At 68.8% G+C, this 15,292-nt stretch carries 12 protein-coding genes; 2 read left to right on the plus strand and 10 right to left on the minus strand.

Annotated features, from left to right (window positions below; genetic code table 11):
* The first annotated feature begins 231 nt into the window (after positions 1 to 231).
* Positions 232 to 1,440, plus strand: coding sequence for an acyl-CoA dehydrogenase family protein (locus AB5J53_RS44360; protein WP_369251241.1), 1,209 nt, complete (start codon positions 232 to 234; stop codon positions 1,438 to 1,440).
* An 18-nt stretch (positions 1,441 to 1,458) separates the two neighbouring features.
* On the opposite strand, the gene AB5J53_RS44365 is transcribed toward AB5J53_RS44360, so the two are convergent.
* The 9 genes from AB5J53_RS44365 to AB5J53_RS44405 form a co-directional block, all read right to left on the minus strand.
* Positions 1,459 to 2,802, minus strand: coding sequence for a PucR family transcriptional regulator (locus AB5J53_RS44365; protein WP_369251242.1), 1,344 nt, complete (start codon positions 2,800 to 2,802; stop codon positions 1,459 to 1,461).
* Between the two features lie 327 nt (positions 2,803 to 3,129).
* Positions 3,130 to 4,176: an NAD(P)-dependent alcohol dehydrogenase gene (locus tag AB5J53_RS44370; protein ID WP_369251243.1), complete on the minus strand. Its 1,047-nt coding sequence runs from the start codon at positions 4,174 to 4,176 to the stop codon at positions 3,130 to 3,132.
* Positions 4,177 to 4,199: 23 nt separating this feature from the next.
* Positions 4,200 to 5,468, minus strand: coding sequence for a cytochrome P450 (locus tag AB5J53_RS44375; RefSeq protein ID WP_369251244.1), 1,269 nt, complete (start codon positions 5,466 to 5,468; stop codon positions 4,200 to 4,202).
* A gap of 61 nt (positions 5,469 to 5,529) precedes the next feature.
* Positions 5,530 to 6,933, minus strand: coding sequence for an NAD(P)/FAD-dependent oxidoreductase (locus AB5J53_RS44380; protein ID WP_369251245.1), 1,404 nt, complete (start codon positions 6,931 to 6,933; stop codon positions 5,530 to 5,532).
* On the minus strand, positions 6,930 to 7,148 hold the full coding sequence (locus tag AB5J53_RS44385; protein WP_369251246.1) for a ferredoxin: 219 nt from the start codon (positions 7,146 to 7,148) through the stop codon (positions 6,930 to 6,932). The genes AB5J53_RS44380 and AB5J53_RS44385 overlap by 4 nt, the downstream gene beginning before the upstream one ends.
* A gap of 415 nt (positions 7,149 to 7,563) precedes the next feature.
* Positions 7,564 to 7,770, minus strand: a complete 207-nt coding sequence (locus tag AB5J53_RS44390) for a hypothetical protein (RefSeq protein ID WP_369251247.1) — start codon at positions 7,768 to 7,770, stop codon at positions 7,564 to 7,566.
* A gap of 913 nt (positions 7,771 to 8,683) precedes the next feature.
* Positions 8,684 to 9,241, minus strand: a complete 558-nt coding sequence (locus AB5J53_RS44395) for a TIGR03086 family metal-binding protein (RefSeq protein ID WP_369251248.1) — start codon at positions 9,239 to 9,241, stop codon at positions 8,684 to 8,686.
* 2 nt (positions 9,242 to 9,243) lie between these two features.
* Positions 9,244 to 9,777, minus strand: a complete 534-nt coding sequence (locus AB5J53_RS44400) for an SRPBCC family protein (protein ID WP_369251249.1) — start codon at positions 9,775 to 9,777, stop codon at positions 9,244 to 9,246.
* Positions 9,774 to 10,136 carry an ArsR/SmtB family transcription factor gene (locus AB5J53_RS44405; protein ID WP_369251250.1) on the minus strand — a complete coding sequence of 121 codons (363 nt, stop codon included), beginning with the start codon at positions 10,134 to 10,136 and terminating at the stop codon, positions 9,774 to 9,776. Before AB5J53_RS44405 ends, AB5J53_RS44400 begins: the two co-directional genes overlap by 4 nt.
* A gap of 458 nt (positions 10,137 to 10,594) precedes the next feature.
* Here AB5J53_RS44405 and AB5J53_RS44410 point away from each other — a divergent pair, with 458 nt between their 5' ends.
* Entirely contained in the window at positions 10,595 to 11,530 is a 936-nt protein-coding gene (locus AB5J53_RS44410) for an alpha/beta hydrolase (protein WP_369252857.1), read from the plus strand.
* A gap of 275 nt (positions 11,531 to 11,805) precedes the next feature.
* Here AB5J53_RS44410 and AB5J53_RS44415 read toward each other — a convergent pair whose 3' ends face one another.
* Positions 11,806 to 15,255 carry a phosphodiester glycosidase family protein gene (locus tag AB5J53_RS44415; RefSeq protein ID WP_369251251.1) on the minus strand — a complete coding sequence of 1,150 codons (3,450 nt, stop codon included), beginning with the start codon at positions 15,253 to 15,255 and terminating at the stop codon, positions 11,806 to 11,808.
* Between the last annotated feature and the right edge of the window lie 37 nt (positions 15,256 to 15,292).

Raw genomic sequence — 15,292 nt, forward strand, 5'->3', positions numbered from 1 at the left:
CAGTGAATCCACGGTTGCCTCCGCATGGCATTGGGCTGGGCGGCCAAGTTGGGCGCACGATTTAGGGCCACGGAGTCAAGTTGTCGCCGAACTGGTCCGGTGGCCCAACCGACGAGACGAACTCTGCGGTCCCGGACACACGACAGCGATGCGGACCGGGCGTGGAATGCCGGTGGCGGCACCTCGCCACGTGAGGTGCGCCACATGAGCCGCGAAACTCCGGAGGACCCCATGACCACGACCACATCCGCCCCGCAGGCGACCGCCGCGTCCGCCGCGGCGCTGAAGGAGAGTGCTGCGGCACTGGTGCCCTTGCTGCGCGAGAACGCCGCCCGCACCGAAGCGGACCGCAAGGTGGCCGAGGAGAACATCGCGGCCCTGTCTGAGGCGGGGCTGTTCCGGTTGACCGTGCCGCGGCGCCTTGGCGGCCACGAGGCCGGCATCGGGACCTTCCTGGAGATCACCTCCGAGCTCGCGCGCGGATGTGGTTCCACGGCCTGGGTGACAACGCTGATCAACGTCTGCAACTGGATGGTCGGCCTCTACCCCGAGCGGGCCCAGCAGGAGGTGTGGGGCGAGAACCCCGACGCGCGGGTGTGCGGAGTGCTCGCCCCCAGTGCCACCAGCCGGGCCGTCGAGGGCGGACTGGTCGTCACCGGACGCTGGGGCTTTGCCTCGGGCAGCCTGCACTCTCAGTGGGCGTGCCTCGGCGTCCCCGTGGTGGACGCCTCCGGACAGCAGGTCGACCAGGGCTCCGCTCTCATCCCGATGGAGGATCTGACGATCGAGGACACCTGGTATGTGGCCGGCATGCGGGGCACGGGCAGCAACACCCTCGTCGCCGACGAGGTCTTCGTACCCGCGCACCGCATCATGTCGGTGACCCAGGGCGTGCAGGGCACCTATCCGACCGAACGCAAGGACGAGGCGCTGTATCGCTCGGCGCTGGTTCCGGTGCTCGCGCTGGTGCTGGCGGGACCGCAGGTGGGCCTGGCGCAGGCCGGCATGGACGTGGTCACCGCCTCCCTCGCCAAGGGCAGGGGCATCTCCTACACCTTCTACGAGCGCGCCAGTGACGCCCCGTCCACGCAGATCCAGCTGGCCGAGGCGGCCCAGCTGATCGACACCGCCCGCCTGCACCTGATGCGGGCCGCGGACGACATCGACAGCTGGGCTGCCCACGGCGAGTACATGCCGTTCAAGACGCGGGCCCGGGTGCGGATGGACACCGGCTACGTGGCCCGCCGCTCCCGTGAGGCCCTCGATCTGCTGCTGAGTATCCAGGGCGCCGGCAGCTTCGCCGAGGCCAATCCGCTGCAGCGAATCTGGCGGGACCAGGAGACGGGCAGCCGGCATGCGGTGATCAACCCGGCCATCGCCGGTGAGGTGTACGGGCGGGCGCTGCTGGGCATCGAGGAGCAGGTCACTCCCCTGATCTGAGCGGATCAGCCGTAATCGTCAGGAGCGTCGGGAAGCACCGTCATGCGAGTCATCTTCCTCCGGTCGGAGCACGGCGGGGCCCAGCGTCTGCGCGGCCTCCAGGGCGGTCATCAGCTCGGGCAGTCGGTCCGTCAGGTCGTGCCCGAGCAGTTCCTGAGCACGCTTGACCCGGTAGGTGACGGTGTTGCGCGCCACGTGCAGCTGCGCCGCGGCGACCGTCAGGCTCCGCTCGTTGCGCAGGTACAGGCGCAGCGTCCGGCGCAATTGGCCCGCGTGCCGGCTGTCCGCCGCCAGCGCCCCCAGCTCGTCACTCACGAAGCGGCGCAGGGCGGGCAGGTCGGCCGAGACCAGGGCCGCCAGCTCGACATCCGGGTAGTCGACGACCGAGCCCGTGCTGCCGGGATTGAGCTGCATGACCCGGACCGTGTGCTGGGCGTCCTCATGCGACTGGCGGAACCCCGGCAGCCCGTGCCGTACCGAGCCGCAGGCGAAGCGGATGCCTTCCTGGTACGGCAATTCGCCCGGCGTGCCGGTCGGGGGCGCGGCGTGCGGTTCTCCCCACGCCCACACAGTGGTCCGGCCGGTGGGGATGACCAGGGTCGACGTGCAGCCGCGCCGGTGCAACAGTTCGGCCGCCGCCCGCTGCAGATCGCCGGCGGCGTCCGCGGTCGGGCTGTCACACCAGGCGATGACGGCGAGATGGCGGCCCTCCAGCCGGTAGGCGAGGAGCTCACTCGCGGCTTCCTGCCGTACCGGTTGACCGCCGAGAATCAAGCGGACGGTCTCCTCGCGGGCTGCGGCGCCGCTGGTGAGCCAGCGGTCGTGCTCGGCCAGGTACTCGGCGGTCATCCGCGAGGAGAACTCGTCGACAAAGCCGAAGAGCAGCTCGGAGACGCGGCGGAACTGCTCCGCGCGTTCGGGCAGCGGAACGATTTCCTGGCACGCGGCCATCAGGGCGTTCGTCAGCGCAGCGTGGGAGACGCGGATGCCGCGCAGCACCTTGTCCAGGCCGAGGCGCCTGCGAGCGAACTCGCGGTCCCCCAGCAGGGATTCCTCCGGGACAACCAGGTCGGCCGCAGGGTCGGCCAGCAGGAGCAGCGCGTAAAGCGTCGCGGCTTCGGTCCCCATCCGGAGCGTTTCGTAGGGCGCCGGTCCGCCTCCCAGTTCGGGAACCTCGTGGATGATGACACGGGCCAGCTCGTCACCGACAGCGATGGCCCAGGCCACGGGCTGGGGGCCGAGGCGGTCGGTCGCCTCGGTGATGCTCTGCGCCGAACTAACGGGAGTTCGCGGCGCGTCCCCACGGCCGGGAGCGAGCCGGTAGATCCAGTCGGCGGGACCGGATGTGTGGTGAGCCGTCATGACGCCGCCCTTGCCGTAGTGAGAGCAGCATGCGCTGCTGTGCCTTGCGGAGCTCCCGTGGTGAACGACTCGTCTTGGAGGACAAGCCGTTCTACCGGAGCTCCGCTTCCTGCGTCCGCCCACCCGCGAGATCCACAGCCGACCTTGCGATCAGGCACAACACCGTAACTTCACGGCCTTGGGGTTTAGCCCGGTCTAAGTCACCAGCATTGTGCCTAGCCACAACGGGAGAAGCCCCCGGATTTATCCGGGGGAGGAGTCGCGACGTGTCCTCCGACAGTTCAGTTACGGCCTACGGCACCAGCCCGGTCGCGCTGATGACAGTACTCACGGGTGGGGGGTGATGACGGCGCGTCCTTGGATCTTGCCGCCGTGCAGGAGCTGGTATGCCTCGTTGGCGCGTTCCAAGGGGAAGTGCTCGACCAGCATCTTGATCTTTTGCTGTTGGGCGAGGGTGATCACTTCCATCAGTTCGGGAAGGGAGCCCCAGTAGGGCGAGGCCACCGAGCACTCGTGCGGCGGGCTCGAGAAGTTGACGGGCAGGGCTCCGCCGCCGAGACCGACGATGGTCAGCTGGCCAAGCACCCTGGCCACCTGAGCAGCCATCCGCAGAGTCGGGTCTATGCCGACCATGTCCAGCACGAGCTGAGCGCCCTGCTGCCTGGTCATGTCATTGATGCGCGTGACCGCCTCCTCGCCCGAGAGCAGCACCTCGTCCGCGCCCATGCGCTTGGCGGTTTCCAGCTTGCCGGCATCGGTGTCCACGGCGACGACGGTGGTCGCCGCGCTGAGCGCTCGCACCATCTGGATGGCCATCTGGCCCAGACCGCCCACCCCGATCACCACCGCGGTCGAGCCCGGCCCCAGCAGGTGCACCGATCGCTTGACGGCGTGATAGCTGGTCAGCCCCGCGTCGCTGAGCGGGGCGGCCTGGCGGGGGTCGAGGATGCCCAGCGGAATCAGGAATCGCGCCGCCGGGACCAGCAGGTACTCAGCCATTCCGCCGTCGTGACCGCCTCCCAGGCCCCCGCCCTGACCACTGACCTTCTGGCAGTAGTTCTCCCGGCCCTCCCGGCAGTTGGCGCACACCCCACAGCCCCAGGGACCATAGACCATCACAGGGTCTCCGGGCGCGAACCCGGTGACGCCCGGTCCCAGCCTCTCCACCCATCCCGCATTCTCATGGCCGAGCGTGAAGGGCAGTTCCGTGGCGAGCCCAGGTGGTGGTCCGGGTGCCTCCATGATGTGCAGATCTGAGTGGCACGCACCGGCACCCCCGACCTTCACCAGGACTTGCCCCGGCCCGGGCTCGGGCACCGGCACCTCGCGCAGCTCGGGCGGTTGCTGCCATCCGACTAGTTGAAAAGCCCGCATAGCGATCCTTTACGCATGCCGAGTCAGTCGCGGATCCCGTCGATGTCGACCAGGAGGTGGCGCGGGCCGCGGAAAATCTGGTTGTGGCGGTACGGCGGTGGGTCCTCTACGAGCCGGGGGTTTTCCACCCGGCGGACGAACTCGCCGACCGCGACCTGGACCTCGAGCCGCGCGAGCGGAGCGCCGAAGCAGAAGTGGATGCCCTGGCTGAACCCGAGGTGCTGGTTGTCTCGGCGTTCGAGGTCAAGCTCGTCGGGGTTGGCGAACCGCTTCGGGTCGCGGTTCGCCGAGCCATATGCCAGGAAGATCGGCGCGCCCTTCGGGATGGTGGTGCCTGCGATGTCGATGTCTTCCACCGCGGAGCGGGTGTGCCAGAACTGGACCGACGACTCGAAGCGCAGCAACTCCTCGACCCCGGGCACGATCAGCTCGGGCCGGCGGCGCAGCTTCTCGAGCGCGTCGGGGTGCCGCAGCAAGGTGAGCACGCTGTGGGCGATGAGATTGACCGTAGTTTCATGCCCGGCGAAGATCAGGAGCAAGGCATTGCTCACGAGCACGCCCTTGGACATCCCTGCCTCCGGGCCGTCCTCGTTCACCATCGCCGAGAGCATGCCCGGGCCGGGCTGCTGGGCGTACCGGTCGAGCAGCTCAGCCGCGAACTGCCCGAACTCCTCTACGGCCTGGCGACCCCCGGCCAGTCGGCTCTGCATCTCCTCGGAGGCAGCCTCGGGGCCGAAATCCAAAGAGTCCAGGGCCGTCTCGATCCAGCCGTGGAAGCGTGACTCGTCTTCCAGTGGCACGCCCAGGACCTTGCAGATCACGGTCACCGGCAGGGGGTAGGCGAACTCGTCGACGGCATCGATCCGGGTCTTGCCCTGCATGTTGTCCAGGAGGCCGTCCACGATGCGGCGGATCTCAGGTTCCAGGTCGGAGATCAGGTGAGGGGAATGGGGCGGGCCGACGAAATGCGGCGTCATCATCCGGCGATCTCGATCGTGCTCGGGTGGATCCTGGGTGATGATGTTCGGCTCCAAAGAGACGACCGCCTCCGTGATCGGCTCGGCCTCCGCCGAGCCCTCGGCCGGGGGCGCAACCGGGACGGGGAGCTTCCTGACATCCGAACTGACCCGGGGGTCGTGCAGCAGCGCGACGATCTCTTGGTAGGTACTGACGACGTAGGTGCCGTCCGGCTGCCGCGCCACCGGTGTCCTGCGGAGTTCCTCGTAGAACGGGTACGGATTGGCGCGGTTGGCGTAGCGGAGGGCCTGCTGCCAGGGGGTTTCCTCGACCACGAGGCTCCCCTCCTTCTTCCTGTGGATGCTGTCCGCTTGCACGCCCGACCCGGCGGGCGCGTCAACGAGGGCGAGACCGGAACTCGGCCCTCCGCTCGCTCGGGTCGTGGCCGGTCAGGACGACGTCGGGGATCGCCGTCGGGACGCCGGGTTGCGGGAACTCGGCCGGGATCGGCTTCATGTCGGGGGGTTGGTCCCAGCCCGGCGGCGGGGGCGGGAACGGACCCGAGTGCTCGATCAGCTTCCCGTAGTACTCCAGCCATTTGCCGTGATCGAAGGTGACGGCGGCGACGATGCGGCCGCGGCGACCGTAGGCGGCGGCGAAGTGGCGCTCCTTGACGGATCCCTGCGTGAAGACGATCTCGTCGCCGAAAGGCGGCACGCCGACGGACTTGATGTTGACGCCGAACTGACCGGACCAGAAGCCGGGCAGCAACAGATGCGGGCGATAGTGGGGCTCGAGGTTCACCATGTTGTGGGCCGCGACCTCGGCGCCGAGAACGGCATTGTCCCAATGCTCCATCGCGAGGAACTGGTACTCGTACAGCACGTGGGGCGCGCGCGCCACGTCCCCTGCCACGTAGATGCTGTCGGTGATCACGCCGTTGACGTCGAAGGCGCGACCGCCGGCGTCGCAGCCGACGCCCCAGAAACCGGACGCCAGCCCGGCGTCCTCCAGCCATTCAACGTTGCGGATCGACCCCAGCGAGGCCACCACCACGTCGGCGTCGATGGTGGTTCCGTCCGAGAGATGAGCACGCCGCACGTGTCCGCCGGAGTCGCCCTCCAGTGACGACACGCCCAGCCCGCAACGCAGGTCCACGCCGTGGTCGCGCTGCATCTCCGCGGCGATCTCACCGATCACCCCGCCGAGCGCGCCGACCAGCGGCGCCGAGCCCCGCTCGACGACGGTCACCGGGAGATCGAGTTCCCGGCAGACGGAGGCCACTTCCGAGCCGATGAACCCGGCCCCGATGACCATGACCCGCGACGGCGGCGCGGCCAGCGCCTTTTGCAGCTGTGCGGCATCATCACGCGAGCGCAGCGTGTAGACCCCGTCCAGGGCGGCCTCGTCCGGGTTGGGCCACTGTCGCGCGCGAGTGCCCGTGGCGATCAGCAACCGGTCGTACGGGATCTGCTCGCCGTCGGCCAGGCGCACCTGCTTGGCGGCCCGGTCCAACCCGGTGGCGGCCACCCCGAGCCGCCACTGCGCATTCACTTCTCGCAGGCGGGGCAGCTTGGTGTGGTCGGCCGACACCCAGCCTTTGAGCACCTGCTTGGACAGCGGGGGACGGTCGTAGGGCTCGTACGGCTCGTCCCCGATGATGGTCAGAGACCCGGTGAAGCCCTCCTCACGCAGGGCTTCGGCAGCCCGCAGTCCGGCCAGGGACGCACCGACGATGACGATCCTGCCGTTGGCCCTGAACTCGCGCACCAGTTCTGCGACCGTTGCCGGCACGGTCATGACGTCGCGCTCCCCTCCGCGCCGTCCAAGCGGTCGATCACGATCGCCTGCACCGGACACGCCGCAGCGGCTCGCTCGACCTGCAGGCGCCGCTCGTCATCGGGGTTCGGCTCGTAAGTGAGCGCCTCCTGGCCAGTCAATCTGAAGTCCTCGTGCGCCAAATACACGCATTGTGCGTATCCCTGGCACCGATTCAAGTCCACGGCGATCCGCATGGGCAGACTCCTTCCGATCTGCCGCCCAGCTGGACAGCCCACCCGTCGCCCCGCCGACGCCGCCGGCTGAGCACCCGTATGTTCGATCTTCTTCGCCACGGCGGTACCTTCGCGGGGACGCTTACTGCCGGTGAGCGTCACGGCCCGAAGGTCACGGCAACATCCGATGGCGTCGGCATCAAGATTTGCCCCGGCCGTTCCCCCTAAAACAATGCTCGCCCTGTCTTCCGACGACCGCAAACCCGCTGTTACGGAAGACATCTCTCAGGGCAGCTGTCGTTCTTGATCACTGACCGGTTCGTGCAAGTCCCGGGGGGCTTCCGGAGTGCCCGCCCGCACGGAAGCGGCCACCGTGATCATGAGCGTTTGTGGAGACAATACGGCCCCGGCCGACCGAGCCGGTTGAAGCCGCTGATCACGCCTTGCACGCCCGGTCACCACCCTCAAGGACCTCACGGTCGGGTGCCACTGAAGGACCCGGGCCAATGTTGTTGGGCAGCGAGCGGAGTAGGGCCGTACGTTCTGTCATCTGCTGGCGCAGGAGTTGGTTTTCGACCGTCGTCTGGTGCAGGGCGCCGATGAGGACTTCGACGTCGGCCTTGAGTAGCTGGTCGGCGAGCACGCCGTTGAAGCCCTACCCGCCCGGTGGCGCCATCGACGAAGCTGCCTGCAGGGAGCGCGGGACCCGGCTGCCAACGGGTGTGCGGCACGATTTTTCGACATTCCTTGGCCCGCGACGCTCGATAGTCGATGCGGTCGATTCGCAGATCGGGCAACACCTCGCCGAGTCACCGCACATGCCGACCAGCAGACTGGTCGTCGGCGGTCTGTTGCGGACCTGGCAGTTAGTCAGTGTGCGATGAAGTCGCCGTCGATCGGAAGAGCGACACCGACCACGAGACTGGCACTCGGCTGCACAGCCGGAGAACGGCTGCGGCGATTTCGTCCGCGCGCCCCAGCCTTGCGATTCAACGCGGCGAAGGGCGGAGGGTCTGCCCGGTCTGCGGGGTTGACTGGGTGGGGGTTCATCGCCGTAACGCGGTGTACTGCTCAACATGTTGCCGGAAGAGGGAGCGGCGACCTGGCGCTCCTCGACGACCATGATCGCAGCCGGTGGGACCGGGAGCTCATCGCCGAGGGCAGACCGTGGTCCGTCGATGTCTACGCCGCGGCCGGCCAGGGCCCTACCAGACCCACGTCGCGATCAACACCGTCCACAGCGACGCTCCGACGACGGACGCCACCGTCTACGACCAGCTGATGGCCCCGACCCCGGTGGTCGCCCTTAACCGCGCGGTCGCCGTGGCGGAGACCGCGGGCCGGCGGTGGCGCTACCCCTGTTCGACGCCCTGGATTCTGGATGGCCACCACGTCTTCCACGCCGCCCGCGTCGGGCTGCTCAGCCGCCTCGGCCGCGGCGGCGGGAGCGTACGACAACGCGGCGGAACACGCCGACAACGCTGCAGAGCGGGCGTACCTGCACCGGGCCCGCGATGTCCTGCGCTGCCCCCGCCGACGGTTTACCTTCCGGCTCGTCAGGGCTTGCGGCCGATGAAGGCGAGCAAGCGAGTCTGGACGTCGGCGCTCTCCGGTACCTCGACCCGCGGTCCGTACTGCCCGCTCGCACGGAGCACGTCGTCGAGCGGCAGCATCCCGTCGAGCAACTGGGCGCATTTGGCGGGATCGAGGTGTTCGTCCTGGCCGGTGGCCCGTGCCAGGTCCCAGGTGTGCATGAAGACGTCGGCGGTGTAGAACTGGTCGACCGCCCGGTCCAGTGGGATCTCTCCGATGTGCGGGTTCGACAGCAGCTTGTGTGCGGTGGCCGGATCGTCGAGGAGGTCCTGCACCCCGTCGCGGTGGATCACCCAGGCGGCCACCGGGTCGTCGTCCACCGAGGGCCCTTTCGGCAGTTCGACTCCGGCGCCGGCTTTCAGGAAGGCGGGGAACCACTCGACGAGGTGACGGACGACGTCCCGGGCGGCCCACCCCTCGCACGGTGCCGGCTTGTCCCATGCCTGTGGATCCGCGCCGCGTACGCGGTCGGTGAATACGCGTGCCACGGTGCGGTGCTCATCGGCTGCTGTTCTCGCCATGATCAAGATCCCGTCTCGGTGTGTCGGTCGGCGCTGTCGCTCTGTTGACCGGCGAGCAGCTCGTCAAGCCGCTCGTAGCCTTCGCGGACGCCGTAGTCCATGCCGCTCTTGAGCATCGAATCGCGGGCTTCGATGGAGTCCATGAGCGACTTGCCGGTGACCCGGGTGCGACCACCGAGGTCCTCGAAGACGGCCGTCTCCAGGCTGACGCCGTCCGGAAATTCCTCGTAGGTGAAGGTCTGCACGATGCGTTCGTTGGGGCGCACCTCGTGGAACACACCGTGGAAGCCGTACTCGGTCCCGTCTTCGTCGCGATGCACATAGCGATAGGAGCCGCCGCTCCGCGCGTCGTACTGGTCGATCCGCATCGTGAGCCGGCGCGGGCCGAGCCACTGGACGACCAGATCGGGGTCGGTGTACGCCCGGAACACGCGCTCCGGTGGAGCGTCGAACTCCCGGATGATCAGGATGGTGGGCAGATCCGGGTCGGCCTCGATCCGCGTCTCGTTGCGGTGGGGCGTGTCGGGGGTGCTCATGATGCCGCCTCTTTCGTCGGGGTGCCGGTCGCCGGCTGCTCGCCCATCTGTTCAAGGAGGGCATCGAGACGGCGGAAACGGTCCTCCGCCTCGCGCCGATATCGTTCGATCCACTTCGTCATCAGGTCGAAGACCTCCGCCTCGAGGTGGCAGGGTCGCCGCTGGGCGTCTCTGCTGCGACTGACCAGGCCGGCGTCCTCCAGGACCTTGATGTGCTTGGACACGGCCTGAACCGTGACGTCGTACGGCTCGGCCAGTTCGTTGACCGTGGCGTCCCCGGCGGCGAGCCGGGCCACGATGTCGCGCCGAGTGGGGTCGGCCAGTGCGGAGAACACCAGCGACAGCCGATCGTCGGTCACTTCGCACCCTCTCGTATTCAACCGATTGGTTAAATACCATACGGCCGGGGTTCGGGCTTGTCAACCAATCGGTTGAATAACGGCGCGCCGTCCGCGCACGGCGAGAGGCGTCCGTAGCCGGGCGTCAGCCGTCGGTGCGTCGCCGGGGGCGGCGTCATGTATGGCTACGCGCGAGAGCGGACCACGCTGCGTAGCGAGCTGCCCAGCGACATCGGGAGGCCGATGCCGTCCAGGGCTGCCCCACGCGACACAGCTCACGCCACTCTCATCCTCAACTGCCGCTGGAACTCTGCCTTCCGCCAAACCTCAGCTGTCTGGCGTAGTGACCCATGCCCCAGCGATCCGTACGCTCCCCGGTGGCACTGATCCGAAGCCGATCGGTTCGCTGGGAGTGGAGGCCCGCCGTGCACCCAGGCCGTACCCGCGTGTTGATCTGGACAGCCCTGGCCACACTGGTCATGGCGGTCCTGCCCGGGACCGCGACCGCGACCGCGGGCGTCGGCGGCGAGGGTGGGGGCGGCGGCGCCCGTGTCGTGGCGGAGGAGAACGTCGGCCCTCACCTGGTCGACCTGACCGTTTCGTCGCCCGCTCTGGGCCGAACCGCCAAGGTGCGGCTGCTGACCCCGGACGGCTGGAACGAGCGGCGGAAGAGCCAGCGGTGGCCGGTGTTGTACCTGCTCCACGGCTGCTGCGACACGTATGACAGCTGGACCCGCGAAACCGACGTCGCGACGCTGCCGCAGCTCCGCCACACACTGGTCGTCATGCCCGAGGGCGGACCGGCCGGGTGGTACAGCGACTGGTGGAACCACGGCAAGGGCGGCCCGCCGGCGTGGGAGACCTTCCACCTGCGCGAGCTGCGCCCGCTGCTGGAGCACGGCTACGGTGCCGGCGAACGCCGGGTGATCGCCGGGCTGTCCATGGGCGGCCTCGGCTCCCTGCTCTACGCCGCGCACCACCCCGGAATGTTCCGCGCGGCGGCGAGCTACAGCGGCGTGGTGCACCCCTTGTACGGCGACTTCCCGTCCGGCCTGATGGGCGTGTTGAAGGAGTTCGGCGAGGACCCCCTCGCCCTGTGGGGCGACCCGGTGGCCCAGCGCGCCATCTGGGAGGCGCACGACCCGTACTACCTCGCGAACCGGCTGCGCTCGATCCCCGTCTTCTTGTCGAGCGGCGACGGCACCGCCGGCCCGTTCGACCCGCCCGGCGCCTACGACGACCTCGAGGCACTGCTGAACGAGATGAACCACGCTGTCGCCGACCGGCTGAAGGCCGCCGGGGTGCGGCTCACCACTGACTTCTACGGACCCGGCACCCACGACTGGCCCTACTGGGAGCGCGAACTGCACCGCTCCCTGCCGCTGCTGCTGCACGCCCTGCAGCCGGGCCGCTGACTGAGCCCGACTGAACGTTGTAGCTGCGTGCGTGAAGCGCAGGCTCGATCAGGTACGGCCGACTGTGCGTTGGCCGTAGCCGTCACGGAAGCGCGGTCACAACCGTTTCAAGACGCCTCATCAATTGACGCCCCACCCTCGGTGCAGCGCAGCGCTGCGCAAAGCTGAATCCCAGGTCCTCGGTGCACATCCAGGTCCAGCAGATGGAGCGGCTGGGGACTGCGGAACGCCGACGGGGTGCCCGACCCTGCTCGGACACCCCGTCATGGGTCAGGTCACCGGACGATGACCTGGGCGCTGCCCGTGATGCCGCCGGAGGTCACCGAGATGGTGACGGTGCCGGGACGGTGGGCGGTCAGGGCTCCGGTGGAGGGATCCATCGAGGCGACCTCGGGGTTGTCGGAGGTCCAGACGTGGGAGGCCGGGTCCGCGATCGGGATGGTGAGCGGTGCGATGTTGTCGCCGGCGACTTGGTCGCCGGTCGCGGTCAGGGTGACGTGGTCGCCCTTGGCGATCGGGTCCTTGGGGGCCTTGACGGTGATCGACGAGAGGGCGGGCTCGACGGTGTACTGCAAGTCACCGTCGTCGCCGATCCGGATCAGACCGAAGTGGTAGATGCCACCCTGGTCGGCCGGGGCGTAGGCCGGCATGCCGAGGTCCGCGAAGGTGAACTGCGGGATGCCGCCTTCGGCGGTGGTCACGCTCTGACCCTCGGGGTCGAGGATCTGCTCGGCAAAGCCGCGGGCGTGACCGTACATCATGACCACGTGCTGCTTCGGGTGCGTTTCCTGGTAGCGCTGCACCAGCCGCAGGTACATCCGCGCTTCCCAGCGGTCCGTGAACTGGCTGTTCGCGGCCGGGTGCGGGTCGTACGCGGGCATGTGGGTGATGACCAGTACGTCCTTGGCGGTGGTGTCTGTCAACTGCTGGACCAGCCAGGGGTACTGTGCGCCCGCCGGGTCCTGGAACGGGTCCGAGGACTGCAGGCTGCCGTGCGAGTTGTCGGTGACGATCAGCCGCGCCGCGCCCTGAGTGTAGGAGTAGTGGGTGTCACCGAAGGTGTCGCTGTAGTTGCCGTTCTCGGAGTCGGCGCCCTGGGTGATCTCGTGGTTGCCGACGATGTCGCGCTCGGGGATGCCGAGGGCGTCCATCTTGGACTTGGCGTACTGCAGGTCCGCCGACTTGCCGTCGTCGGACATGTCACCGAGGAACTGGGCGGCGTCCGGCCGGGCCTGCGGGCTGAGGGTGGGCAGCCGCTTGGCGATGGAGTCCATCACGTTGCTGCTGACCGACCCGGGGTCGCCAGCCAGCATGTGCGCGTCGTCGCCGGCGAGGAGGGTGGTGCCGCGCCTGGCGAAGTCGGCGGAATCCTCCTCGAAGGACAGCCACTTCGGGTTCTGCGGGATCGCGTGGTACTCGGGCGCCGTGACCGGTCGCGGCGAGTACAGCGCCTGCAGGCCCGCGACATTGAGCGAGCCGCTGTAGGCGGTGCTCGGGCTGATCGCCAGGAAGTCGATGAAGCTGATGGTCAGCGGGAACTGCATGCCCGCCGGCAGCTGAGCGACTGCCAGGTGCCAGTCCTTCCAAGTGACGTAGGTCGGGTAGAGCGTCGTGGACGTGCCGTTGACGCCGATGTACTTCTCGGCGAGCTCGATGCCGTTGCCGTCACCCTTGATCCACACACCGATGGCGGTGGGAACCTGGCCGTTGTTGGTGTCGGTCTTCAGGGTGGTACGCGGCGAGAGCACCAGCTGCTTGACGCCGGAGCCGGCCGGCATCGAGTAGTCGAGCCGCAGCGACCCGGACTCGGTGGAGCCCGGCGGGACGACGCCGGGGTCGGCGGTCAGGGTGGCGGGCTTGCCGGTGGTGTTGTTGCTGAGGCGCCAGACGTCGAGGCTGGTCATCGGGTCGATGACCTTGCTGACGCTGCCGACGGCGATCGACGTGGTAGCGGTGGCGCCCGCGGCCGTCGCGCTCACCTCGGCGAGACCGCCGTTGTCGTCGGTCGCGGTGAACAGGCCGTGCGCGTCGAGGGTGCCCAGATTGTCCGGCGTGACCTTCCAGTTGGCCGCCTCAGCGGGGATCTGCACCTCGCCGCCGTCCTTGACGGTTCCGGACAGGGCGAGCTGCTGGGTGGCGCCGTTGTCGAGGTCGGCCTTGTCGGGCGTGACCGTGAGGGTCTCGAGCTTGCTGACGACCTCGAGCTTCTCGGAAGTGAAGGCCTTGCCATTGGAGGCGATGATCCGGCCCGTGCCGGTGCGGTGCGGGGTGAGCTTGCCGTCCTCGTACGTGGCGAGGCCCGAGGGCTCGATCCGGACGTCGACCCGGCCGGCCGACGGGTTGGCGAACCGGTCGATGGAGTGCACCGGGAGCGGGATGGAGCCGCCTGCGACGGTGGTGACCGTCTTGCCGCCGTTCACCACGACCTTGACGGCCGGTCCGGCCTCCTTGGCGGTGGAGTAGAAGAAGATCCCGTTGGCGACCGGGCGCTCGGTGTTGCCGGGCAGGTCGGACGGTGTGTTGACGACCTCGGCCTGGTCGGCGCCGGGGGCGCGGCTGACCATGCCGGTGGAGCCGCCGCCGTCGAACAGCATCGCGGTGTGGGCGCCGTGGGCGACCATGTAGCCGGCGACCTGCTCCGGCGTCACGCCGAAGGCCGTTGAGGCGCCGCCGTGGCCGTCGACGGCGACGACGATGGCGTGCTTGCCGTCCTGGGTGATGCCGACGGCGGTCTCCGGGTTGGCGCCGCTCGGCGGGGTGCCGGTCGGGTCCTTGTAGACCTTGCCGTCCTTCACCAGCGTGGCGACACCGCTGATCAGCTGGGTGACATCGTTGTCAGGAGACAATTGGGTGGTGATGCCCACCGTGTCACCCGTGCGCAGGTCGTTGCTCAGCCACTGCCCGCCGTCGCCGGCGCCGAGCAGACCGAGTTGGTCGGCCGAGAGCCGCGGCACGGTGGTGACACCGGTCTGCACGCTGTCGACGACGAAGCCGCCGTCGGTGGTGTGGCCGAGCGCAAGGGTGGAGGGCTTGGACAGGCCCGGGGTCTCACCCAGGTCGGGGGTGACCTCGGTGATGCCGCCGGACGCCACGTCGTTCACGGTGTTCACCGAGGTGAGCGCGCGGGTCGCGGAGCCGGCGGTGATCGTCCCGGAGAAGGTTTCCGGGCCCATCACCATGGTGCCGTCGGGCTTGACGCCCAGCTGGGAGGCGAACCCCGGCTTGGGGCTCTTCAGCAGGTGCCCGTTGGAGATGATGCCGCCGAGCGGACGTCCGCTGGCGTGGATCTCGAAGTAGTCGCCGTTGACGCCGGCCACCGCGTGGGTGCGGTGGGCCATCGATGACGGGGTCTCGTCCGCCGGGTTGGTGATGGTGTCGCCGGCCTCGACCATGCCGACCCGGAGGTTCGGGTCGCCGAGGTCGGCCTTGAGCACCTGGATGTGCTGGCGGCCGCCAACGGTGTCGTAGGTCTCGCTGTAGTGCTGCAGTCCGCGAGTGACGGTCTCGGCCGGCGTACGGGTGTAGTCCACCACCGACGGCCAGTTTTCCGGTGTGTCCGGGAGCCAGTTCCGGTCCACCACATGGCTGTTCGCGACCGGGTCGTCGGCGGAGCCAAAAGCGGTTCCCGCCCCCGTCACGGCACTGGCGAGCGCCAGCGCCACCGCGGTTGCCAGTGCGGTACGGCGAGCGCCGGCCCCCACAATTCTCTTTGCGCCAAGTCTCATTGCGTGCTTCCTTACGGACGTGCGCGCCGGTGGGTCA

The organism is Streptomyces sp. R41, from assembly GCF_041053055.1.
GTDB lineage: Bacteria > Actinomycetota > Actinomycetes > Streptomycetales > Streptomycetaceae > Streptomyces.